A 22,503-nucleotide genomic window follows, 5' to 3' on the forward strand; every position below is an offset into this window, starting at 1 on the left:
CTAGCGTTCACCCGCGATTTGACGAACATCCGCCAGGCGACCAGCCACGGCCGATGCCGCAACCATTGCCGGACTCATCAGATGCGTACGTCCCCCGGCGCCCTGACGATCTTCGAAATTTCGATTGGTGCTGGAAGCACACCGCTCCGCACGGGCGAGAACGTCGTCGTTCATCGCCAGACACATCGAACAGCCCGATTGCCGCCATTCAAAACCAGCCGAGGTAAAAATGCGGTCGAGGCCCTCGGCTTCTGCCTGGCGCCTTACCGACATGGACCCCGGAACAACGATCGCCCTCACACCCGGCGCGATTTGCCGCCCTTCAAGAATTCGCGCCGCGTCGCGCAGATCCTCGATGCGCGCGTTGGTGCAGGAGCCGATGAATGCCGCCTGGATTTCGATCGAAGCCACGGGCTGACCGGGTCTGAGATCCATGTAAACCAAAGCACGCTCGATCGCCTGGCGGCGGACAGGGTCTGGTTGCAGACAGGGATCGGGTACGCACTCTGTGATCTTGACCGCTTGATCCGGGCTCGTCCCCCAGGTCACCATCGGTGCGATTTCGCCAGCGGCCAGAACGACTTCCCTGTCAAAGGCCGCATCCTGATCCGTCTGCAAGGATGCCCAGCTTTCAGCCGCCAGTCGCCAAAGCTCGCCTTTCGGCGCCCGGGGCGTTTGCGAGAGATAGTCCATGACCTTTTCGTCAGGCGCGATCAGTGCGCCGCGTGCACCGCACTCGACAGCCATGTTGCACAATGTCATGCGCGCCTCGATGCTAAGCGCACGGATGCCGGCTCCCTGAAATTCGATCGCATAGCCCGTCGCGCCCGAAGCGCCGATCTTCTCGATCAACGCCATCACGACATCCTTGGAACGCACGCCCGGCGGCAGATGCCCCTCCAGCGTGACACGCATCGATGCCAGCCGCTTGTAGATCAGCGTCTGCGTTGCCAGGTAGTGCTCGATATCGGATGTTCCTATTCCGAAGCCGAGGGCGCCAAACGCGCCGTAGGTGGTGGTGTGGCTGTCGCCTGCCGCAATCACCATGCCCGGCAATACCAGGCCGATCTCAGGCATCACCACATGCTCGATGCCTTGCATGGCATGCTTCATGTCGAAAATCTCGATGCCGAAATCACGGCAGTTCTCGGCGAAATATGCGGTCTGTTTCGCCGCATCTCCCGGCATGGTGATACGGCCGACGACGGTCGGATTGACGTGGTCCACAACGCCGAGAGCCGCGCCTGGCCGCCAGACAGAACGCTTGGCCAGGCGAAGGGCGGTGAATGCTTGCGGCGAAGTGTATTCGTTCAGCACGGTGCGATCGACATAGAGAACGACCTGCCGACCCTGCTCGTCGAGCCCCCTCACCGTGTGACGATCAACGAGTTTGTCGTAAAGCGTTCGAGCCCTATGCACCCTCAACCTCCGGCCTGTTGCAGCAAAGGTTAGCGTCGGCGAACGCGGGTGGTCCCATGCAAAACTTGCATCGATTGATCGGCAAATCCTGCTGGCCGTCGAGCGTACCGAATTACTAGGGTGGCTTTGCCGGTCAGCCGATGTGCAGTCGGCCAACGAGCAGAAGAAAAACGTGTCATCGTTGTCGACAGTCTATCGGCGGCATCCAGCCGGATCAAAAAAGCCGAGACGCGAACAACGCTGGGGGAAACTCTCGCCTATCAAGCAAGATCTTGTGAGGCGAAGCAGCGAACAAACGGGGAGGCAAGCATGCATATGGGCTTCTTTGATGGCCGTATCATCCAGGCCGATCAGAATGCGACCGGATACAGCCGGCGTTACGGGAAATGATGCGGGCACCTTTGACCTCATTCCAGTCATCGGCCGTGGAAGAAGCAACTTCCATACGTCGTCACCTGCACAGCAGACCCGAGTTGAAATTCGAGGAAAGGGAAACGTCCGACCTCGTCGCCAGTTTCCTCGTCAGGCATGGGTATGAAACGAGGCAGGGTATCGCGGGCACCGGCGTCATCGGCGCGCTTGATACCGGACGGCCAGGTCCTACCCTCTGTTTTCGTGCCGACATGGACGCCCTGCCAATCCAGGAAGAGACAGGTCTGAGCTACGCGTCAACCGTCCCGGGCAAGATGCATGCGTGTGGCCATGACGGACATACGGCTTCGCTGCTGCTGGCCGCTGCGAAGCTTGCCTCGGAAAGCGAACAACTGGGCGGGCGCATCAAGCTGCTGTTCCAGCCTGCAGAGGAAGGCGGCACAGGCGCTGCCCGCATGATCGAGGAAGGCGCACTCGCCGGGGTCGACGCCATTTACGGCTTTCACAACCGCCCGGGCTATCGGCAAGGCCGGGTTTTCGCCAAGGCGGGCCCGGCCATGGGCGGCACTTCGGTCTACGAGGTCACCATCATCGGCAATGGCGGCCACTCGTCCCGACCTGACCTGGCGGTCGACCCGATATTCGTGGGCGCAAGCCTGATCCATTCCATGCAAAGCGTGGTTTCGAGACGTCTCTCTCCACTGGAATCGGGAGTGGTCAGCGTCACGCAGTTCCATGGGGGCAACGCCCACAACATCATCCCCGGCCGCGCATCGATGACGATCAACACGCGCGATGCCAGTCCCGAAACCGGGGCAATGATAGATCGCGAACTCAACCGCCTGATCACGAGCGTCTGCCACGCCCACGGCGCCGAGGCAGAACTGACGCGCATCCTGCGCATTCCACCCGTCGTCAACGACGATGCCGAAACCGAGTTCACCGTGGCTGTCGCCGTCGATGTCGTCGGGCCCGACAATGCCGGATATGTCCATCAGCTTCCCACAATGGGGGCCGAAGACTTCGCCTTCTACCTGGAGAAGGTTCCCGGCTGCTTCTTCTTCGTCGGCAATGGCGAAGACAGCGCCTATCTCCACCACCCCCTCTACGATTTCAACGACGACATTCTACCGGTCGCCGCGGGCATGTTCGCAGGAATTGCCCATCGGCGCCTCGGCCTTGGTGCCCGTTCCCGGGATGGATGACTGCACATTCGTGCAGCGGTTCAGCAAAACTCCCTTCGCGAGCGCACCAGCCAATCCAATGGAGGATCTCTCACGTGTCGGTTCTTGAGCCACAGGACTATTTCCGGCTGCGTCTGCCGTCAGACCCGCAGATTTCGCCAGATGGGCGTTATGTCGCCTATGTGCGCGACTGGCCGGACGTCATCCGCGACGCCTGGTCTTCGGCTGTACAGGTCATCGACCGCAAGTCCGGCAATGTGCAGGATCTGGGCGATGGATTCCAGCCACGCTGGTCGCCGGAATCGGACCGTCTCGCATTTGTGAACGCCGGCGACGACGCGAATGCAATCCGCCTCTGGTCCGTGGCAACGGGTGAAACCACGGCAATCGCCAGCCTGCCGTCGACACCCGAGGGCCTGGCCTGGTCTCCCGACGGTCGAACAATCGCCTTTGTCATGCGAGCGCAGCTGGTACGGCCTGACCAGGCGAACAGCCAAACGGCACCGGCCTGGCATGCGCTTCGTACGGAACATTGGGCGCGGCCGGGTCAATACACGGAAAAGCTGCTGCGACGGATAGAAGGCGTCGATGCCGAACTGCTGCCCGAAGGGCATCACCAGATCTTCCTGCTCGATGTCGCTACCGCCACGATCCGGCAGTTGACCTTCGATCCATTCGAACACGGCGGCCCGCTGGCGCTGGTTACAAAACTGAAGCTCGCCGGACACATCTCCTGGTCTGCTGACAGCCGCACCCTTGTGATGTCGATGCTGCGCGACCCGACACCATCCGGACCCGTGGACCCGGCCCATGCCGTGGCGGCGGATGTATACAGCTTTTCGATCGCAGATGGGGCCGTCACCCGCCTGACCCGTTTCGGCGGAACGATTGCTCACGCTTCCGTTTCACCCGACGGCGAGTGGATTGCGTTCGTGGGTTCCCGTGGCCCGCAGAAGAGCTTCCGTACGAATGTCGTCCACGTCATGAGCCGATCGGGCGACAATCTCCGCACCTTGAACCATCCCGACGGACTTGAAGTCCATCAGGAACTGCTGTGGCTGCCCGATAGTTCGGGACTGCTGGCCCTAGTGCCGCACGAAGGGACCGGATCCCTGCAAAAGGTCAACCTCGAAGGGCAATGGACCGTCCTGTCGCGCGAGGTGGGAGGCTCGGCGGCGTCCGGATATGTGCTGTGGAGCAAATTCGTTTCGGTCTCGCGCGGGGGCGAAATCGCGATATTGCGCGGCAGTTCGACACGGACCGACGAAGTCGCAGTTCTCTCCCCAGACGGCACCGGCTGCCAGGAGATGACACGTGAAGCCGACTGGATGTCGGACATAACCGTCGCACCGATCGAGCCGATGTGGCTCGCTACCAGGCAGCCCATGCAGGCCTGGCTTGTTCGGCCGGCCGACGCTCCTGCCGACAAGCCGCTGCCGCTGATCCTGTGGCTCCATGGCGGACCCTATCTGAGCTGGGGGCCACATTTCGCGACCATACCGCAGCTATGGGCCGCACGCGGCTACGCCGTGCTCATGATGAACCCTCGCGGTTCGCTCGGCTACGGTGAGACCTTCACCGATCATCTGGAGCACGACTTCCCCGGGGCCGATGATCTGATGATCGCCGATGCCGTCGACCTTGTGGTCAAGCGCGGAGGCATTGACCCCCGACGCGTCTATGTGGCTGGGGAATCCGCGGGTGGCGTGCTGACGGCCTGGCTCATCGGTCACACCCATCGCTTCGCTGCAGCCGCTGTCGTCTACGGAGTCGTCGAGTGGATCAGCCAGACGCTGCTGCAGGACCGGCCGGATTACTTCGCCTATCGCTGGCGCTCGGGGCCACCCTGGGATGCCGGCAAGCAGGAAGTGTACTGGCGCCATTCGCCGCTGGCCCTGGTCGGCAATGTCCGGACACCGACGATCGTCCTGTGCGGGGAGCGCGACTGGCGCACGCCCATCACGCAATCGGAGATGTATTTCACTGCTTTGAAGATGTGCGGTGTCGAGGCGGCTCTGGTCAGTTACCCCGACAACAATCACGGGCTCGAGCGCCATCCCAGCCAATATCTCGATTTCGCAGAGCGCATCGGAGACTGGTTCGAGCGCTACGAACAGGTGACCCTGGCCAAGTCGGCATGATCACCACCTCAATCGGGGAGCAGCAAGAGGAAGCTGCTCCCTTTGATTGTCGCGTTTAACAATCAGGCCAGCCAGGTCCGCGGCTACGCTGCGGGGATCGGTTCAAACAAGGCCGTAGAAAAAAGGGGAAAAAGCCATGTCACTCGATCATATGGATCCGCAGGAATTCCTGGAGCTGACCTATGCCCGTGCACGACAGACCGCACTGAGCCGCAGAGCGGTTCTCGGCGGCTTTGCCGCGCTGGCCACGGCAATGGTTCTGCCGGGCCGTGAAGCTTTCGCCGAGGGGCGTGGCGGAACGCTGCGCATCGGCCGCGACCAGGAGCCCGACAGCCTGGATCCGCAAAAGACGCTCGTCGCCGTCTCGGACCAGACCAACAACTGGATCTACGAGCCGCTGGCACGTCTCGACACCGACGGCAATGTCGTGCCCGGGCTGGCCGAACGGTGGGACGTAACGGATAACAACAAGACCATCGTGTTCCACCTGCGCGACGGCGTGACGTTCCACGACGGCAGCCCCGTCGATGCCGAAGCCTGCGTCTGGACCACGCAACGGATCATGGACCCGGCCACGGCATCGCCATCGGCCTATCTGCTTGGTCCGTTCGACAAGGCAGAGGTGATAGACCGCCTGACGGTCGCCTACCGGTTCAAGGAACCTTTCGTACCGCTGTGGATCGGTCTCTCGAGCCCCTCGACCGCGATCCTGCCGCGCAAATCGATCGAAGCCCAAGGCGACCAGTTCGGCCGCAACCCGGTCGGCTGCGGGCCTTTCCGCTTCGCAGGCTGGGCACCCGATACCGGGATCAAGCTGGTGCGGTTCGACGACTACAAATGCGGTCCGGTGGCGGCGCCGGATGAAGTGCAATTCCTGTACTTCCCAGAGGATTCGACCCGGATCGCGGCCCTTGAGACGGGTGAGATCGATGTGCTGGCCACCGGTCAGGCGGTGCCCGTCGATGCTGTCCGCCGGCTGCGCCAGAATGGCGAGATCCAGCTTCTGTCGCGGGCGAGGCAGGGATTGCGTGCCCTCGTCTTCAACATGAGCAAAGCGCCGTTCGACGACATTCGTGTACGCCAGGCCGTCTGCCACGCAATCGATCGCGAAAAGGTGCTGGCCTTCGCTCTCGACGGCAACGGCCAGATCGCGCATGGCCCGCTGCCCACGACCATTCCGGGTTACTCAAAGGCGGTCGAGACACTCGACTGTGCCTACGATCCGGCCAAGGCCAAGGCGCTGCTGGTCGAAGCCGGCCAGCAGGCAGGGCTGAAGCTGCGCATGATCACCTCCGACATGCCGCCGGTCCGTCGGACGGCCGAGATCGTGCAGACCGAACTGCGCGACATCGGCATCGAGCTCGAGATTCAATCACTTCCGGTCGCCGAATGGGCCTCGCTGTCGAGCAAGGGCGAGCACCACATCTTCTTCATGGCATACGAATACAATGACGCCGATATCCTCTATGCCGCGCTGCACAGCCAAGGGTCCTACAACCGCAGCTTCCACAAGGACCCGGCGCTGGACAAACTGCTCGAGGCGCAACGGGTGGCGTTCGAGCCGGCCGGGCGCCAGGCTCTCCTCGACGATGCGCAGGCGCTGATCATGCGCCAGGCCTATTGGGCACCGCTGTTCGAACCATTGAATTTTGCCGCCCTGTCGTCCGCAGTTAAGGACGCAGCCTTGCGCAGCGACGGCGACATCTCGATCAGCACCGCCTGGATCGAGAGCTGAGGAACGGACGGTGCTGCCTCTCATCATCAAGCGGGTCGGCTACGCCTTGATCATCATTGCAGGCATCGCGTTTGTGGTGTCGGCAATGACCAAGCTGGTGCCGGGCGACCCGGTCGACGTCATGGCGGCAGGTAACCCCGGCATGACCGAGGTCGACAAGGCGCGGCTGCGAAGCCAACTCGGTCTCGACCGGTCGATGATGGATCAATATGTTTCCTATCTTGGCAACGCATTGCAGGGTGACCTGGGCATCTCGCTGCGCCAGCGCGTGCCGACCGCACAACTGATCCTGGAGCGCCTGCCGGCCACGGCCGAACTGACGCTGTGGTCGATGGTGCTGGCGCTGCTGGTCGCGATCCCCATCGGCGTGGTGACCGCGCTTCGCCGGGACAGCGCGGTCGATACAGCCGGCACCGTCGTCGCCGTTCTCGGTGTCTCCACCCCTTCCTTCCTGCTTGGAGTCCTGCTGATCCTCCTGTTTTCGGTGCAGCTCGGTTGGCTGCCGGCCTCGGGCTACAAGGGATCGGTGATCGCCGCGCTACCAAAGGCGATCGTTGAGGGTCGCTTCGACCTCCTGTGGCAGAAGGCACGTTATTTCCTCCTGCCCTCGGTCTCGTTGGCGTTCGGCCTGATGGCAGTGAATGCCCGGCTGATCCGCTCGGCGATGATCGAGACGATCCGCCAGGACTATGTCCAGTTCGCCCGCGCCAAGGGTGTGCCACCGCGCACAGTGGTGCTGCGGCATGCGTTGCGCAATGCCATCATCCCGGTCATCACGATGATCGGCCTGCAGTTGGGCAACCTGCTGTCCGGTGCCATCGTGGCCGAAACAGTGTTCGCCTGGCCAGGCATCGGCCGGCTGTCGGTACAGGCCATCACCACCCGCGACTATCCCCTGGTGCAGGCTACCGTGCTGATCACGGCGGTGCTGTTCGTGGCAATGAACCTGATCGTCGACCTTCTCTACCATGTCATAGACCCACGGATGCGCCATGGCTGACAGCACACTGCCTCAAGTCGTGGGGTCTCAAGCCATTGGAATCGGGTCGTCGGCCGAGTCCGCACCCGATGTCTCCCGGGGACGGTTCTTCAAGGCGCTCCGCCGCAGCCCGAAAGGGCTTGCCGGGCTGCTGCTGGTCGGCCTGATCCTGGCCTGCGCCACCGCTGCCCCTGTCCTCGCGCCGCATGACCCTGCCCAGCAGGTCCTGGGATGGCGTTTCCTGCCGCCGGCCTGGGCGACGGGCGGCAGTTGGGAGCATATTCTGGGAGGCGACAATCTGGGTCGGGACATCTTCAGCCGGATCCTTGTCGGCGCCCGCACCTCGATGGCTGTCGCGGTCGTCGTCGTCACGCTGGCCGCCACGATCGGTTCCCTCCTCGGTGCCGTGGCCGGTTATGCCGGCGGCATCGTCGACAACATCATCATGCGACTGGCCGACTTCCTGCTCGCCTTTCCCTTCCTGCTTCTCGCCCTGATGATCATGGCGATCCTGGGCCCCGGCTTCTGGACCATGGTGCTGGCGCTGTCGATCGCCCTGTGGGTCAACTACGCTCGCGTGGTGCGGGGCGAGGCGTTGCGCATCGAGCAGATGGAGTTCGTGGAAGCGGCGCGGTCGATCGGTGTGCCGGGCTGGCGCATCGTGCTGGGCCACGTCGTGCCGAACGTGATCCCGTCGGTTCTGGTCCTGGCCACGCTTGAGGTTGCGCTGGTGATCATCGCCGAGGCAGCCCTCAGTTTCCTTGGCCTCGGCGTACAACCGCCAACCCCTTCCTGGGGGAAGATGATCAGCGAAGGCCGCGACTTCCTCTACGACGCGCCTTGGATGGTGCTGGGCCCTGGTCTGGTGATCCTGATGACTTCTGTGGGCATCAACCTGTTCGGCGACTTCCTGCGCGACTTCATCGACCCGAGGACAGAGCGATGAGCGCGCCCCTGCTGCAAATCCAGAACCTGCGCGTCGAATACGCCTCGCCGCGAGGACCGGTCCAGGCGGTCGCCGGCGTATCGCTGGCGCTCGACCGCAACCGCATCCTGGGTCTGGTCGGCGAAAGCGGCTGTGGCAAGTCGACTGTCGGCCAGGCGCTGATGGGATTGATCCAGTCACCGGGCCGTATCGCCGGCGGCGACATCCGCTTCGAGGACAAAAGCCTGATCGGCCTGCCCGAGCGCGACATGCGAAACCTGCGCGGCAACCGGATGTCGATGATCTTCCAGGATCCCACCTCGACGCTCAATCCAGTTCTTACCGTCGGCGACCAGATCGCCGAGTTGTTCCGGTGGCATCGGCCGCAGATGCGGCGGCGCGAGGTACAGGCCCGCGTCACGGCGCTTCTCGAACGTGTCGGCATCGTCGACGCGGACAGACGACGCCGGGCTTATCCGCACGAATTGTCAGGAGGCATGCGCCAGCGTGTGGTCATTGCCTGTGCTCTCGCGCTGGAACCGGCCCTCATTGTCGCCGACGAACCGACAACGGCACTGGACGTCACTGTCCAGGCGCAGATCCTGGACCTCCTCCGCGATCTGCAGTCCGAGCACGGCACCGCCGTGATCCTCGTCAGCCATGACCTCGGCGTCATCGCCGAGACCTGTGACGACGTCGCCGTGATGTATGCGGGGCGAGTGGTCGAGAGCGGTCCGGCCGGCGAGGTACTGGCCCGGCCACGACATCCCTACACCGCCGGGCTGATCGCTTCGCGCCCTGCTTTTGGTGCGCCAGACCAGGTGGTCAGGCCAATCCCGGGCACGGTGCCCGACCTGGCGCGTCCGCCGGCTGGCTGCCCGTTCCATCCGCGTTGCCACAAAGCTGTCGCCACCTGCCGCGACGCCATTCCCACCTTGTCCCCAATCCGGGAGGAGCCGCGCCATGCTGTCGCCTGTCCCCTCGCCGCCTGACCAGGCCCGAACCGCGGCAGCCGCCGCTCTTCTCTCCATCGAGGGACTTGAGAAGCACTATGCCCTGCCCGGCCGCTGGTTCGGTCATGCGGGCGTGATGCGTGCCGTCGATAATGTCAGCTTCGCCATCGGGCCTCAGGAGACCTTTGGCCTCGTCGGCGAAAGCGGCAGCGGCAAATCCACGATCGGCCGCATGATCGCCAGGTTGATCCGGCCGACGGCCGGCAGCATCCAGTTCGACGGCAAGGACTGGCTTGCCCTGTCCGGCAACGAATTCCGGCGTGCCCGGAAGCGGGTGCAGATGGTGTTCCAGAGCCCCTATGCATCACTGGATCCGCGCTGGCGCATCGCCGACATCGTCGCCGAACCCCTGCGCACGCATCTCGACCTGCCAGCGGCCGAACTGCGCGACCGGGTGGCGGGTCTGTTGCAGGCGGTCGGGCTGGACCCGGCTGTAGCCGACCGCCATCCCCACCAGTTCTCTGGTGGTCAGCGCCAACGCATCGGCATCGCCCGCGCCATCGCGCTGGAACCCGATCTGCTGGTAGCGGATGAGCCAGTGTCCGCTCTCGATGTCTCCGTGCAAGCTCAGATTCTGACGCTGCTGCAGGACATCAAGGCGCGCCGCCGGCTGTCGATGCTGTTCATCTCGCATGACCTTTCGGTCGTCGCTTATCTGTGCGACCGCGTCGGCGTTCTCTACCACGGCCGACTGGTGGAGATTGCAGCGACCCGCGAGCTGTTCAATGCGCCGGGCCATCCCTACACCCGCACACTGGTGGCCGCGATCCCCGGATCGGGCAAGCGTCACGAAGCATCCATACCGGCCGGAGGTTCCACTTCGGAGGGCGGCTGCGCCTATGCCGGCCGGTGTCCGCATGCCCGGGACCCATGTCGGACAGTCATGCCGGCATTACGGCCATCCGCATCCAACACACTGATTGCCTGCCATCGCGCGGGAGAAATCTGAAGAAGCAGCGCGTCGCGCATCTTTTTCAGGAAGGGGGCCAGCGCTGGGAACGCTGTCCCCGGCAAAAAACGCGCCCATTTTTCTGAACTTTTCATTGGAGGAGACAATGAACATCAAGAGCCTTTTGCTCGGCTCAGCTGCGGCTCTGCTCGCAGTTTCCGCTACGCGCGCCGCCGACGCTGTCGTCGTCGCCGAGCCGGAACCCGCTGAATACGTCAAGATCTGCGACGTCTACGGCGCCGGCTACTTCTACATCCCAGGCACAGAGACCTGCCTGCGGGTCGGCGGCTACATCCGCTATGATATCGGCATGGGAGACGTCGGCGCCTACAACGGCGCCCGTGCCAATGACCGGCTCGACAACAAGGAGCAAGGCACCTGGTGGAAACTCGCCCGCTTCGCCATCAGGACCTGGACCGGCCAGGAGACTGAACTTGGCACCCTGAAAACCTACACCTCGACCCGCTTCGACTTCGGCAACCCTCAGGACTACGGTTCGAACTCGACAAGCAATGGCTACGCACTGACCTTCGCCTGGGTTCAGCTCGGTGGCCTGCGTATCGGCAAGGGTGAAACGGCTTTCGCCAGCTTCATCGATTATGCCGGCAACGTCATCAATGACACGCTGGTTCCTTACAGCGCCCTCGATACCAACCTGATCAGCTACACCTTCGATGCCGGCAATGGCTTCTCGGCGATCGTCTCGCTGGAGCAGGGTGCGGGCAAGTTTTCGAAATGGAAACGCGCCGGCGACACCTGGACCAGTGCCGACAACACCATCGACAGCTATGTGCCCCATGTCGTCGGCGGCCTGAAATACGCCCAAGGCTGGGGTGGTATCACCGGCGTCGTTGCCTATAACAGCAATTTCGAGGAGTGGGCCGGCAAGGTTCGCCTCGACCTGAAAGCGACCGACCAGATCGACCTGTTCATCATGGCCGGTTACGGCACAAATGATCATATCGACCGCAACTTCTACAAATTGTGGGGCGGCAACTGGGCATTCTGGGGTGGCGGCACCTACAAGTTCAACGAGAAGACCTCGTTCAACGCCCAGCTCTCCTACGATGACGCCGAGAACCTCGGCGTCGCCGTCAACGTTGCTCACCAGCTGGTTCAGGGTTTCACCGTTACTGCCGAAGTCGACTATATCAACGAAGGCAATTTCGGCACTGCCGACTACACCGGCAGCTGGACCAACGCGAACAAGAAGAACAACCTTGGCGGTCTGCTCCGCTTCCAGCGCGACTTCTAGTGCCGTCACCACTTCCAGAACCCGTCAGCAACGGCGGGTTCTGCTTTCCGGCAGAGTGAACCCCGCCGCGGCCAGACAGGTGTCTGCAACGGTGTCCCTGTACCAGCCGAAGAACTCCCTCTACACTGACGAAAAGGCAGACAGGCTCGAAGCGGGGGCTCGATGAGCAAGGGGGACGGCGCGCGTCAATTCCTGGCTGAACAGCCAATCCCGCCGCTCGAGAAGCGGAAAACCGCTGAGGACCAGCCGCACTATCTCGGTCACCGCGAAAGGCTGCGCGAGCGATTTGCCAGTGCCGGGCACAGCGCCCTGCCCGATTACGAACTGCTCGAGCTTCTGCTCTTCCGCCTCGTCCCACGTGCAGACACCAAGCCCATCGCGAAGGCGTTGCTTGCCCGCTTCGGTACGCTTGCCGAAGTCCTGGGAGCACCGACGGGACTGCTTCAAGAGGTGAAGGGTGTCGGCCCCGCCGTTGCGCTCGACCTCAAGGTGGTCGCCGCGGTTACGCATCGCTCGCTCCGCAGCGAGGTGACCGGTCGTGAATCCTTGTCTTCCTGGCAACAGCTGCTGGACTATTGCCGCGCCGCCATGGCGTTCGAAAGCCGCGAACAGTTTCGCATCCTCTTCTTGGACAAGAAGAACATGCTGATCGCCGACGAGGTGCAGCAGACCGGAACGGTTGACCACACGCCGGTCTACCCGCGCGAAGTCATGAAACGAGCGCTGGAACTCTCGGCGACGGCAATCATCCTCGTGCACAACCACCCATCGGGTGACCCGACTCCGTCACGCGCGGATATCGACATGACCAAGGAGATCATCGAGGCGGGCAAGAGGCTGGGGATTACGGTGCACGACCACATCGTCATCGGCAAGAAAGGCCATGCTTCGATGAAGGGACTGCTGCTGATCTAGCAGGAGCGTTTTCGTTTTTAAGGAACGCTCCAACTCTTTGTTTTTACGCAATTGGGGGCAGAAAACCGTCCCACGCTTTACCTGGAATTGCTCAAGCGAGACCAGAAACTATCCGGGCGTCAAGGCGTCGCGATCTTGCATTCGGCGGCCAGCCTGTCGATGGCCGCGGCGGCACCAGCCAGAAAGAAATCGGCGTTGGCACGACCGGTAATGACGCCAAAACGCCACGAAAGCCTGAGGTGCTTGGCCGACGCCAGACGACTGACGGCATCGGTCCCAGGTCGTATCAATGTTCGCGAACCATTGGACACCGACCAGTCTTCCCTGACGTTTTCGCCACGGTCGACTGACACGGCAACGGTGATCGTGTCCGCGACAGCGACACCATCGTTCAGCTGCAGCCACTCGCTCCACTGCGGCTCCCCGTCCGGGCGGCAAGCTATGGTCAGGACCGGGCGATAGCCGAGCGCGCCGCTGCCTATGGCTATGATGCTGTCGGCAGAGAGCGAGGCGGTGATCGAACCATCAGAAGCGGAGCCGAACCGCCAGCGATCGGCAGCATCGTCCGCCCGCGCGGCACCACAGCCGAACGCCAGCAACACCATGCCAAGCAGCGGACGAAGTCCGACAACCGACCCTACCAATTTTGCCCTCCGCGAAAACAGGCACGACTCTGCTGCAGGCTACGCTACGGCAGCTTACCAAGTGATTAGTGGTGATTTAGTGGCATCTTGAGCAATCGCCAGTAGTCTGCATGTACAGACCGGTGGAGCAAACAAGAGTGCAACGCGGCCGGCCGACAGACCATTTTGGAGCACAAGCGGCGCAGGTCCATGCAAAGAAAAAGGCCGCCTTGCGGCGGCCCTCGTTCCTTTCCATTGACGCTTATTCAGCGTCCTTGGCGGCTTTCTTCTTCGGCGCAGCCTTCTTCTTCGGCTCCTCAGCACCAGCCTCTTCAGCCTTTTCCGCCTTCTTGGCGGCGGCCTTCTTGGCTGGCTTGGCCTTGGTCTCGGCTTCCTCGTCCTCGGCCATCAGCTCTTCCTTGCTCACCTTCTTGTCGGTGACGGAGATCTGGCCGAGCAGATGGTCGACGACCTTTTCCTCGAACATCGGCGCGCGCAGCGTGTTCAGTGCATCCGGGTTGGAGCGGTAGAACTCATAGACTTCCTGCTGCTGGTTGCCCGGGAAACGACGGATCTGCTCGAACAGGCCACGCTGCAGCTCTTCGTCGGAAACCGTGACACCAGCCTTCTCGCCGATCTCGGCAAGCACCAGGCCGAGGCGCACACGACGCTCGGCAAGCCGGGTATATTCGGCGCGAGCTTCTTCCTCGGTCGTCTCTTCGTCGGCGAAGGTGCGGCCGGCGGCTTCGAGATCACGATTGACCTGGTTCCAGATGTTGGTGAACTCGGCCTCGACCAGCTTGGACGGTGCCTCGAAAGAATAGGACGTGTCGAGCTGGTCGAGCAGCTGGCGCTTGACCTTCTGGCGTGTCATCGAACCGAACTGGCTTTCGATCTGGCCCTTCACCACCTCGCGCAGGCGCTCAAGCGATTCCAGGCCGAGGTTCTTGGCGGTCTCGTCGTTGACCTCCAGCTTGCCCGGCGCTGCAACTTCCTTGACGGTGACGTCGAAGGTCGCTTCCTTGCCGGCCAGATGTGCTGCCTGGTAGTTTTCCGGGAAGGTCACGGTGACGAGCTTTTCATCGCCGGCCTTGGTGCCGACCAGCTGATCTTCGAAGCCCGGAATGAATTCCTTCGAACCCAGCACCAGCGGCTGATCGGTGCCGCCGCCGCCCGCGAAAGCCTCGCCGTCGATCTTGCCGAGATAGTCGATGGTGACGCGGTCGCCTTCGGCGGCCTTGCCCGACTTGGTCTCGTAGGAACGAGACGATTCGGCCACGCGCTGGACCTGCTCGTCGATTTCCGATTCCGGCACGTCATAGACCGGGCGGGTCACCTTGATGTCGGAAAAATCCTTGATCTCGATCGCAGGGATGACTTCGTAATTCAGCTTGAATTCGAAATCGCTGCCGCCGGCCAGGATCTTTTCGGCTTCCTTCTCATCCTCGGTCATGATGACCTCGGGCTGCATGGCGGCCTTTTCGCCGCGGCCGGTGATGATGGTGCGCGACTCGTTCAGGATCTCGTTGACCACCTCGGCCATGAAGGACTTGCCGTAAACCTTGCGCAGGTGCTGGACCGGCACCTTGCCCGGGCGGAAGCCGTTGATGCGGACCTTGTCCTTGGCATCCGACAGCCGGGCCAGCAGCTTGGCCTCCATGTCGCCGGCGGGCACGACGACCTTGATCTCGCGCTTGAGGCCGGAATTGAGCGTTTCGGTGACCTGCATCATCAAACCTTTTATCTTAACCAATGAGACTGGCTAACGGACCTGCCGTTCGCAGCCTGCCGGAGTAATCTTGCCGGGAGTGGCTTTTTGGTACGGAAGCTGGAGCCTTGACCGCTTCGGCGGCTCAATTCCCCCAACGACGCCCCAAAATGTGATTAAGTCTTTGTTTTTCCGACTTCATATCACATTTAGCAGAAGCGGATCGTCGCATCCCGTCACATTCGACACGCCTTTTGTCACAGGCGGGGCCGATTTTCAACTATCTTCGCGCCCGGCAACAAGCTGTGTCTTGACCATCGACATTGACAGAATGATGGCTACGTGGGATTTGGCCCGCCATGCGGATGTGGCGGAACTGGTAGACGCCCCGGATTTAGGTTCCGGTGCCGAAAGGCGTGGGGGTTCGAGTCCCTTCATCCGCACCACTTTTCATATTTTATCTCGTAAAAACAATTACTTAATGCGAGATAGGATTTCCTACCCCCTTCGCAATCCAGCTTTGCGTTTTTCGCTTACTGTGGCGATATGTAGCTGTATCCATGGTGTTTTTAGAGCTGCGCATTGAAACCGCGAGCCTCCGGAAGAGAATGCGGGGGATTTCATGAAAGGCTACAGCATCGGCCGCCGCCCGTTCCGCCACCATCAATGGCTGTATGCGATCATCGTAGGCGGTGCCCTGCTCTATCTCGCCGGTTATGGCCTGTGGCGTGCCGGCGAATGGGTCTGGAGCCTATTCTAGAAGATCGTCGAAGCGTGGAACGAGATGGCATGTCTATCCGGAAGAGCATATCGATCTGGCTGGCGATGCGACGGCGGGATTTCCCTGGTGCCGTTTTCATCTTGATCGTCCTGGCCGCTGTCATCGTGGGCATTGCATGGTACGGCCGTCAGACCGGCGAACACCTCGCCGACCCGAATTGGCCCTGTTTCTATGGTCCGAAGGGTGTTGCGTGCAAATCGCAGCCCCAATAGTCAATCAATCGAGAACGTACATCCCATCTCGGTAATCGAGGGTCTTTCCCTCAGCAGCATCATCCGCGCCACACCAAACGTACTCGTATCCATCAGCGTTTCGTATTCTCGCATGCATTTCTTGCCGATCTGTCGCTCTAAAAGCTCCAATCGAAACCTCAGAGTTTTCCCAAAGAAATGCTGGGATCAGATCCACTCCAGCCCCAGTCCGCAATTGCGCCATGTCGATGACTAGCCGGGCCCGAGCAGCGGCAGAGATTTTCATGGGTGACTTCAACATGGTATCAACCTTAGATGTTCTTGCCGATCTTATGAGTTGCCCTTAGCCTTGGCGTAAGGTGCTCGACTATGCTGACGGGTCGAAGATCGCCCAGGGCGGGGAGATTTATAATGTCGCGATATAATTGGGAACGCCCAACGCGGTTTTGGGAACGCCGATGGTTTCAGGCTTTAGCAGTCACGCTTGTCGCTTGCACGATCGTATGGGTTCGGACGCGCGCCTGAAGCGCAGAGAGATCATCTGATGAGCGGAAAACTCCTAAAGGAAGCTGGCGAGGCGCTGTATGGGCCGCGATGGCAATCCGACCTTGCACGAGACCTGAACGTTACCACCAACACGCTGCGCCGTTGGACCTTGAGCGAGGATGCCTTATCGCCTTACGTCGCAGAGCAGCTTTACTGGATCTGCCAGGAAAGGGCCGGGTTGCTCGACGATATAGCCGAGAGATTGCAGCCTGGAACGTCCCCAAACAGCTCGACCCATCAATGAAAAAAGTGATTGTCTGGATCAGCCTGATTTACTTCGCTGGGTGCGTGGTTGCCCTCGCGGTGTTGGCGGCCAACAACTTCTGGAGATAAGGTGCAGACGCGCCTCGGCGCTGCGGTCGGTTGGAAATTGCCTCCTGGTGATTTAAGAAACACCAGCCGGCCGCACTGTCCCGAAATGCAAGAGGGCCGCCCATCCAGCTTCGGCTGGGCGGGCAATTATAGCTCATGTTGGGGGGATCGCGGGATGGATACTCGCGTGGTTTTGAGTGTGCTGATTATTGCATGCTCTTCGACAGAACTGGTTGCGGAAGATTATCCGGACGACCACGATCAAACGTATTCCTGGAGCGACTTTTCACTGAAACCTTGGCGCGTGATTACAAGCTTTTTCACCCGTCCAAACACAACAGTGTCAAATGAACGCGAGAAGGCTCAGTACACAGCAGATCAACAACGCCAGGCGGCCAAGCAGAACGAAGTGACTAACAATACCTCGAACACTCCTGAAAAGGTCGACACGCACGGCGATAAGGACAGATCCACGGACAAAGGTACAAGGCTCGGCATCGACGGCGACGGCACATTCGGCGGCTGGATGGATGAACATGGGATCCGATCGTTTATGCCGATGATTTTTCCAAAGCAAAAGACACTTGCACAGCCTGAAACCTCTCCGAGTACGACCTCAACGCCAGGATCAGCATCGCGACGATAGCCGGAATTCGGTTACGCCATTAGCGTGGGAGAGATGATCTACCGCGGTCTTCGGCGACTGCTTGAAGTGTCGCAGTAAGGGCTGCCACAGTGTTGGACAAACCGACGATGCTGTCTTGCACCCTGTCGAGCCTTGTCAGCGTGGCGTTCTGAAACTTCTCGGAGCTAATCGTCGCCTCTGCCTGTTTGGTTTCGACGGTCGTCAGACGTTCAGATAGCTTGATAGCAAGCTCCGATGCCTGCTGCGCGGAGCGTTGCGACTGCTCGATCTGCGATTTCATTCCGTCGAACTTGTCATCCTGCCATCCGGTGTAGAGCCAGAATAGAAACGCCAGCGTCGGCATCGCCAGCGTCATCGACAACCGCGCAATCATCGTGATGATCACGCTGTTGACGATCTTTTCGGAGGTGTTGGCCATGTCGCTCACCGTATCCGCCCCTATGCCCTGTCTTGCTATTTCCAGCAGCCGCGACCGGCCCAGAATTGATTGTGGCTCGCTACTTGCTTGGCGAATGGCCGGTCATTCGCGACGATGAAGCGCCTGGTGTCGCCAGATGGCGTCAACTTCGCGACCCCATCACAATCACTGACACGAGCCGTCTGTGAACACGCCGCCAAGGGCAGAACACAGGCCAGCGTCATCCATCGCAGAAACTGCAGCATCGGTTTTGCTCCTTTCGCGGAGAATGATCACGGATCGGTTGAGCATGGCCTGGCGCTCATAGCGTCGGCCGGTCTCGTACATTTCGTAGTGGGTCCAGCCGAGAAAGGCGGTGATCACCAAGCCGCACATGATCGAGACGCCGAGCTTGGAGGTGAGGAAGGCCCACATGGCTCAGCCTTCCACCGCGCCGCGGATGTCCTGCACAGCGCCGATGATCTGCCGGCGAAGGACGACCACGATAAGCAGCACAACGAGGGCAAAGACACCAATGGCCGCGATCGTCTGCCAGTCGGCGCCGAGGAAACCAGCCACACCGACGCCACCACTACCGAAGATCGTCGTGAGCCAGCCCCACAGACCGGTCTTCCTCTTGACTTCTTTCTCGACATCCTTTGGCACGACAGGCGTTTCGACCGTTACTGGAACCTTCTCGATGACCTTGGGCTGGCCTTCAGCATGACGGCGCGCGACTTCGGCAAGAGCGGCCTTAACCTGAGACACGGAGACGCCGGCGTTCTGGCCTTCGTAATGACCTTTGCCGCTGACCTTGGGCAGACTTGCCCATTCCATTGAGAGGTTGTCGATCAACGTCTCCAGCTTCAGTCGGCCAGCCAACCATTTATCGATACCGCGCTGGCCAAGCAGGTAGCACGCCAGCCGGTCCTGCATCTCAGCGTCGAACTTCTCGCGACCGGTGAGTCCGAGCTGCTGGCGCATGGTTCGGAGCGTGGTGCGAATGATCTGGTACCGGCCGAGCGCCGAAGACTTCAGCTTGTTCTTCCTGTTGGCCAGCATCTTCGTCTGCAGCGTGTCGATCTGGTCGAGCGTCATGCTGACGAGATCCTGGTCGCCACCGGTGTAGGCGCCGTAGCCAAGGGTTTCGTTGTACCCTCTGCCCTTGTCGGTGCCTTCGGACTTGCCTATCAGGTCGAGGGTCGGGCGGTACACGTAATAGCGGTCGCCCGCTCCCGTAGGTGCGTTCGTCATACTGATGTGTCCTTTCAGGGCTTAGTTCATTTGAGCGATGGAGTGCCGCACACATTTGCGGTAGGCGATCGCTACAGCCTCAAAATGAGTCGAGAGATCGCCGTGCAACTAGGAATGGTAGTCCTGATCTTTCTTGGCTCAGCGATGCCAGCTCTGGCTCACAGCAAGCCTCTTTTCACAATTCCCGGAGTCAGGAACGCTTGCTACCAGGCAACCATCACCGCAGACGAATTCCGCGCCTGCGTTGCAAGAAGGCTCCGAACGGCAATAAAGAGCATGAACAACAATATGTTCTGCTCCATGGAGACCTGCTTAGTTTATCTGGCTTGCGATCAAGACAAGTGGTGCAACGACAAGGATTACGCCGTCCACTACAAACCAGCGCGAGACGGCTTTGATATCGAAGTCACGTTAGCCGAGGGACAGACCGGGAAATACTTCCAATGCGGCAATTGCAATCTTTTGGTGCCCAACACTGACAACGATCTGCCGGTTGAAATCCTCAGAGGGGACAAGGCGGTCATTCTAGAGTTTCCATCGTCGATGGCGCCGGGACGGAGGTAACGAAAACGCCGGACGTTGGCGCAACGTCGCGAAGAAACGCGAACGGTCCATAAATTATCCCTTTCGGTCAAATTGTTGGAATTGCTGCAACTGGCCGTTGATGGCCGTCTGCTACCGATGAACGATGCGTGGAAGCCCGTTCGCCATTGCCTTGCTCATTGTTGGTGCCGGAGGATTTGGCTACTTCAGCGATGATCTGCGAAATGCCATCCCGTCGCCGGCCGCATTCTCCAAGAGCGACTGCGTGATCAAGGGCAATATCTCGATAAGTTCCGGCGAACACATCTACCATGTGCCGGGTCAGTATGATTACGACAGCACGATCATCCGACCCGAATACGGCGAGCGGTGGTTTTGCACGGAGGTCGAAGCGCGCCAAGCCGGCTGGCGGAGAGCTGGACGCTGAACAGCAGTCGCCGCGCCGGCGGGCACGTTCGCATTCATCGTTGATCCTTTCAAGTGGCTATGGGGCTCGCTGCCCAGCGATCGGCTCGCAATTGCGAATGCGAGCCGACATCATGACGTTGTCTGATGGGAGAGATTCAGTACCTGGCCGAGATAATCATCCGGTCATACTGCAGGATTGTCGTTGCGCCCCCAGACGAGACTGCTTGTAGTTGGATCGCTGTACCTGCGGGCACATCGCCGAGTTTCACGGTCCCACCTGCAAGGGTGGTGGTATTAGCTTTCCCTGCTATCGGAAACACATCCACCCCTGCGTTGACGAGGAAAGAGACGTCGTAGTTGTAGGGCGAGGTCTGCATGCAAAATGAAACTTCGACATCCTTCAATGGTTGCGGCGTCGTGAATGTACCCGCGGCAAAGTTTCCGTAAAACCTCTCATAATCTTCGCCTGTGCGGCGTGCGGTAAACCCAACTTTTGCCATCACATTTGCGGCAAGCACCTGATCGCCAGCATCATACATCTGCATGATGTCTCGCTTCGAGAAGTGCACGATGCCGCCAACAATCGACCCGAGCCCCTTGCGGAACCCAGAACCGAACGCGCAGTCATCCTGGAAGATGTGACATTGCGCGCTTTGCGAATAGATATTCGCATAGGTGCGGGCCACAGGACCGTAAGAATTCCCAGGCCCAACATGCAGGAAGCCGGCATATGTCGTATCCAGTACCTGCAAGAACTCGGCAGTATTCTGCGAGTGATATCCGTGATGACCGGAAATCTGGAACCGCGAGGTCGCGGACGTCGGAGTTGCCAAGGCAGAGGGATTGCGAACCTTTAGCAACGGAGAAGCCGTCTCACATGCGTCATCGGTCGAATAGATTTGCCCGTACGGATTTCCGTACGTCGTTGAAGCAACCGGCTCCATCACGAACACAACACCATTGGTCCTAGCCGTCAGAAGGTGCTCGCATTTTCCGGTCCGAACTTCGGACCCAACAGATCGCACTGCGAATGGCTCGATAGCCAGCCATTCTGATGACCCTGATGTTGAACCGCAAATGTTCTGCAAGCTCTCAAGCGACAGGAAGGCTTGCGAACCAATGACTTCAACTCCCTGCTGGACCTCGTACCAGTAACCACCGACAACGGAGTTCTCGGAAATCAGCGTGTCCGGGAAGCTAGTATTGCCCCATTGCATGGCCTTTGCCACTGATGTGGCAACCGGATTTACTAGGCTAATTTTGCTGCACCCGGACCATGCTTGGCCACCTGCGATATCGGTATCGAACAGCATGCCGCATTTGTAGTTCAGGTTCTTCCCTGCCGTCACTTTCGGTCCAATGATCCGGACAGCCGCAGAATTTTTAAGACGGAAAACAGCGTCCTTTGCTGTGGTGGCTATGCCGGACAAGTAGCCTAGGAACGTGATTTCGTGGCCGTTTAGCTTCTCTATTTCCACCATTGTCACGGCGTGGAAACCCGGGGAAATTACGAAGTTCTCCAAGCCTTTCGATTTCACGTAGGCCACCAAGGCATGAATCGCCGCAGTGTCATCCGTCGAGCCGTCCCGCACGGCGCCAAGCATTGCACTGGTGGGGATCTGCTCCGAGAGTTCGTACCAAACGATGGTGACACCATCCGAGAGTTTGATTGAAAACTTGCCCGCATGAGCAGGTTGGGTTGGAACCGATTTGTATGAAGCACCGCCACCATCACCGACCATCGAGTAACCGGCAATTTGGATGAAGCTTGGTGCGGTGGGAGGGCTGTAAGCCTTAGCCTCGGCCAGCGTAGCGAATACGTCCGTCATGATTGATCCTTTCGAAGTAGCCAACCACCGACCCGCCACATCGGCGAGATGAGGGTGATGCCGTCGAATGATGATCTAGCCTCTTATCAAGACAATCTATTGAGGCTCGGCCGTTCACAGGTTTTCACGGTCAAGACCACCTTTCACAGGCATACACGTCAGGCAGTGTCGGTGGCTGTAGGGCTAGCGCAGCTGAGCTTTAGTGAATCCGATCGTCACGAGTTTCTCTGTACGCGACGACCTCGCAACCATCGCCACGCCGATGGGCCAGTCCGTCTTGGATTGTCCTTTCAAGGAGTTACCCCAATCGGGGGATGCGAGACTCAACCGGAGCGATTAGAGCCGCTGACACAAAGCGGTCATTAAATGGGCGCAAAA

21 protein-coding genes and 1 tRNA gene are annotated in these 22,503 nt (G+C 60.3%); 15 read left to right on the plus strand and 7 right to left on the minus strand.

Annotation, left to right across the window (positions count from 1 at the left end; genetic code table 11):
* On the minus strand, positions 1–1,419 hold the full coding sequence (leuC, locus tag ACFWYE_RS04595) for a 3-isopropylmalate dehydratase large subunit (protein WP_379109880.1): 1,419 nt from the start codon (positions 1,417–1,419) through the stop codon (positions 1–3).
* Positions 1,420–1,808: 389 nt separating this feature from the next.
* Between leuC and ACFWYE_RS04600 the strand changes: the two genes are divergently transcribed.
* The 9 genes from ACFWYE_RS04600 to radC all read left to right on the plus strand — a co-directional run bounded on the left by ACFWYE_RS04600 (position 1,809) and on the right by radC (position 12,887).
* On the plus strand, positions 1,809–2,996 hold the full coding sequence (locus ACFWYE_RS04600) for a M20 family metallopeptidase (protein WP_379110615.1): 1,188 nt from the start codon (positions 1,809–1,811) through the stop codon (positions 2,994–2,996).
* A 74-nt stretch (positions 2,997–3,070) separates the two neighbouring features.
* Entirely contained in the window at positions 3,071–5,116 is a 2,046-nt protein-coding gene (locus tag ACFWYE_RS04605) for a prolyl oligopeptidase family serine peptidase (RefSeq protein ID WP_379109882.1), read from the plus strand.
* A gap of 136 nt (positions 5,117–5,252) precedes the next feature.
* Positions 5,253–6,851: an ABC transporter substrate-binding protein gene (locus tag ACFWYE_RS04610; protein WP_379109884.1), complete on the plus strand. Its 1,599-nt coding sequence runs from the start codon at positions 5,253–5,255 to the stop codon at positions 6,849–6,851.
* A gap of 10 nt (positions 6,852–6,861) precedes the next feature.
* Positions 6,862–7,851, plus strand: a complete 990-nt coding sequence (locus ACFWYE_RS04615) for an ABC transporter permease (protein ID WP_379109886.1) — start codon at positions 6,862–6,864, stop codon at positions 7,849–7,851.
* Positions 7,844–8,776: an ABC transporter permease gene (locus ACFWYE_RS04620; RefSeq protein ID WP_379109888.1), complete on the plus strand. Its 933-nt coding sequence runs from the start codon at positions 7,844–7,846 to the stop codon at positions 8,774–8,776. Before ACFWYE_RS04615 ends, ACFWYE_RS04620 begins: the two co-directional genes overlap by 8 nt.
* Entirely contained in the window at positions 8,773–9,747 is a 975-nt protein-coding gene (locus tag ACFWYE_RS04625; protein ID WP_379071949.1) for an ABC transporter ATP-binding protein, read from the plus strand. The genes ACFWYE_RS04620 and ACFWYE_RS04625 overlap by 4 nt, the downstream gene beginning before the upstream one ends.
* Positions 9,719–10,717 (plus strand): ABC transporter ATP-binding protein, encoded by a 999-nt coding sequence (locus ACFWYE_RS04630; protein WP_379071952.1) that lies wholly within the window; start codon positions 9,719–9,721, stop codon positions 10,715–10,717. The genes ACFWYE_RS04625 and ACFWYE_RS04630 overlap by 29 nt, the downstream gene beginning before the upstream one ends.
* 106 nt (positions 10,718–10,823) lie before the next feature.
* Positions 10,824–11,972 (plus strand): porin, encoded by a 1,149-nt coding sequence (locus ACFWYE_RS04635; RefSeq protein ID WP_379071955.1) that lies wholly within the window; start codon positions 10,824–10,826, stop codon positions 11,970–11,972.
* 162 nt (positions 11,973–12,134) lie between these two features.
* The gene (gene radC, locus ACFWYE_RS04640) at positions 12,135–12,887 is read left to right on the plus strand and encodes a DNA repair protein RadC (RefSeq protein ID WP_379071958.1); all 753 of its coding nucleotides are present in this window, start codon (positions 12,135–12,137) and stop codon (positions 12,885–12,887) included.
* Between the two features lie 119 nt (positions 12,888–13,006).
* On the opposite strand, the gene ACFWYE_RS04645 is transcribed toward radC, so the two are convergent.
* Both ACFWYE_RS04645 and tig read right to left on the minus strand, forming a co-directional pair.
* Complete coding sequence (locus ACFWYE_RS04645) at positions 13,007–13,531, minus strand: hypothetical protein (protein WP_379071961.1); 525 nt, start codon at positions 13,529–13,531, stop codon at positions 13,007–13,009.
* A gap of 241 nt (positions 13,532–13,772) precedes the next feature.
* Complete coding sequence (gene tig / locus ACFWYE_RS04650) at positions 13,773–15,239, minus strand: trigger factor (protein WP_379110617.1); 1,467 nt, start codon at positions 15,237–15,239, stop codon at positions 13,773–13,775.
* Between the two features lie 340 nt (positions 15,240–15,579).
* On the opposite strand from tig, the gene ACFWYE_RS04655 reads away from it, so the two are divergent.
* The 4 genes from ACFWYE_RS04655 to ACFWYE_RS04670 all read left to right on the plus strand — a co-directional run bounded on the left by ACFWYE_RS04655 (position 15,580) and on the right by ACFWYE_RS04670 (position 17,694).
* Positions 15,580–15,664, plus strand: a tRNA-Leu gene (locus ACFWYE_RS04655).
* Between the two features lie 176 nt (positions 15,665–15,840).
* Positions 15,841–15,978, plus strand: coding sequence for a hypothetical protein (locus ACFWYE_RS04660; RefSeq protein ID WP_379109889.1), 138 nt, complete (start codon positions 15,841–15,843; stop codon positions 15,976–15,978).
* A 756-nt stretch (positions 15,979–16,734) separates the two neighbouring features.
* Positions 16,735–16,980 (plus strand): hypothetical protein, encoded by a 246-nt coding sequence (locus ACFWYE_RS04665; protein WP_379109891.1) that lies wholly within the window; start codon positions 16,735–16,737, stop codon positions 16,978–16,980.
* Between the two features lie 90 nt (positions 16,981–17,070).
* Complete coding sequence (locus tag ACFWYE_RS04670) at positions 17,071–17,694, plus strand: hypothetical protein (RefSeq protein ID WP_379109893.1); 624 nt, start codon at positions 17,071–17,073, stop codon at positions 17,692–17,694.
* 19 nt (positions 17,695–17,713) lie between these two features.
* Here ACFWYE_RS04670 and ACFWYE_RS04675 read toward each other — a convergent pair whose 3' ends face one another.
* The 3 genes from ACFWYE_RS04675 to ACFWYE_RS04685 all read right to left on the minus strand — a co-directional run bounded on the left by ACFWYE_RS04675 (position 17,714) and on the right by ACFWYE_RS04685 (position 19,345).
* Positions 17,714–18,112 carry a hypothetical protein gene (locus ACFWYE_RS04675; protein ID WP_379109895.1) on the minus strand — a complete coding sequence of 133 codons (399 nt, stop codon included), beginning with the start codon at positions 18,110–18,112 and terminating at the stop codon, positions 17,714–17,716.
* 165 nt (positions 18,113–18,277) lie between these two features.
* Positions 18,278–18,526 (minus strand): hypothetical protein, encoded by a 249-nt coding sequence (locus ACFWYE_RS04680; RefSeq protein ID WP_379109896.1) that lies wholly within the window; start codon positions 18,524–18,526, stop codon positions 18,278–18,280.
* 3 nt (positions 18,527–18,529) lie between these two features.
* Positions 18,530–19,345, minus strand: a complete 816-nt coding sequence (locus ACFWYE_RS04685; protein WP_379109898.1) for a hypothetical protein — start codon at positions 19,343–19,345, stop codon at positions 18,530–18,532.
* Positions 19,346–19,387: 42 nt separating this feature from the next.
* Here ACFWYE_RS04685 and ACFWYE_RS04690 point away from each other — a divergent pair, with 42 nt between their 5' ends.
* Together ACFWYE_RS04690 and ACFWYE_RS04695 are read left to right on the plus strand one after the other, a co-directional pair.
* Positions 19,388–19,909 carry a hypothetical protein gene (locus ACFWYE_RS04690; protein WP_379109900.1) on the plus strand — a complete coding sequence of 174 codons (522 nt, stop codon included), beginning with the start codon at positions 19,388–19,390 and terminating at the stop codon, positions 19,907–19,909.
* 124 nt (positions 19,910–20,033) lie between these two features.
* Positions 20,034–20,315: a hypothetical protein gene (locus tag ACFWYE_RS04695; RefSeq protein ID WP_379109902.1), complete on the plus strand. Its 282-nt coding sequence runs from the start codon at positions 20,034–20,036 to the stop codon at positions 20,313–20,315.
* A 136-nt stretch (positions 20,316–20,451) separates the two neighbouring features.
* On the opposite strand, the gene ACFWYE_RS04700 is transcribed toward ACFWYE_RS04695, so the two are convergent.
* On the minus strand, positions 20,452–22,125 hold the full coding sequence (locus ACFWYE_RS04700; RefSeq protein WP_379109903.1) for a hypothetical protein: 1,674 nt from the start codon (positions 22,123–22,125) through the stop codon (positions 20,452–20,454).
* Positions 22,126–22,503 lie beyond the last annotated feature (378 nt).

It is taken from the genome of Mesorhizobium sp. NPDC059025 (genome assembly GCF_042739655.1).
Classification (GTDB): Bacteria; Pseudomonadota; Alphaproteobacteria; order Rhizobiales; family Rhizobiaceae; genus Mesorhizobium.

Excerpts from the sequence above, each read along its gene's own strand:
- ACFWYE_RS04620 (WP_379109888.1), top strand. The coding sequence starts at position 7,844 with ATGGCTGACAGCACACTGCCTCAAGTCGTGGGGTCTCAAGCCATTGGA.
- ACFWYE_RS04680 (WP_379109896.1), bottom strand. The coding sequence starts at position 18,526 with ATGTGGGCCTTCCTCACCTCCAAGCTCGGCGTCTCGATCATGTGCGGC.
- ACFWYE_RS04685 (WP_379109898.1), bottom strand. The coding sequence starts at position 19,345 with ATGACGAACGCACCTACGGGAGCGGGCGACCGCTATTACGTGTACCGC.
- ACFWYE_RS04630 (WP_379071952.1), top strand. The coding sequence starts at position 9,719 with ATGCTGTCGCCTGTCCCCTCGCCGCCTGACCAGGCCCGAACCGCGGCA.
- ACFWYE_RS04635 (WP_379071955.1), top strand. The coding sequence starts at position 10,824 with ATGAACATCAAGAGCCTTTTGCTCGGCTCAGCTGCGGCTCTGCTCGCA.
- ACFWYE_RS04695 (WP_379109902.1), top strand. The coding sequence starts at position 20,034 with ATGCGTGGAAGCCCGTTCGCCATTGCCTTGCTCATTGTTGGTGCCGGA.
- ACFWYE_RS04665 (WP_379109891.1), top strand. The coding sequence starts at position 16,735 with ATGAGCGGAAAACTCCTAAAGGAAGCTGGCGAGGCGCTGTATGGGCCG.
- ACFWYE_RS04700 (WP_379109903.1), bottom strand. The coding sequence starts at position 22,125 with ATGACGGACGTATTCGCTACGCTGGCCGAGGCTAAGGCTTACAGCCCT.
- ACFWYE_RS04600 (WP_379110615.1), top strand. The coding sequence starts at position 1,809 with ATGCGGGCACCTTTGACCTCATTCCAGTCATCGGCCGTGGAAGAAGCA.
- ACFWYE_RS04625 (WP_379071949.1), top strand. The coding sequence starts at position 8,773 with ATGAGCGCGCCCCTGCTGCAAATCCAGAACCTGCGCGTCGAATACGCC.
- tig (WP_379110617.1), bottom strand. The coding sequence starts at position 15,239 with ATGCAGGTCACCGAAACGCTCAATTCCGGCCTCAAGCGCGAGATCAAG.
- radC (WP_379071958.1), top strand. The coding sequence starts at position 12,135 with ATGAGCAAGGGGGACGGCGCGCGTCAATTCCTGGCTGAACAGCCAATC.
- ACFWYE_RS04660 (WP_379109889.1), top strand. The coding sequence starts at position 15,841 with ATGAAAGGCTACAGCATCGGCCGCCGCCCGTTCCGCCACCATCAATGG.
- ACFWYE_RS04610 (WP_379109884.1), top strand. The coding sequence starts at position 5,253 with ATGTCACTCGATCATATGGATCCGCAGGAATTCCTGGAGCTGACCTAT.
- ACFWYE_RS04675 (WP_379109895.1), bottom strand. The coding sequence starts at position 18,112 with ATGGCCAACACCTCCGAAAAGATCGTCAACAGCGTGATCATCACGATG.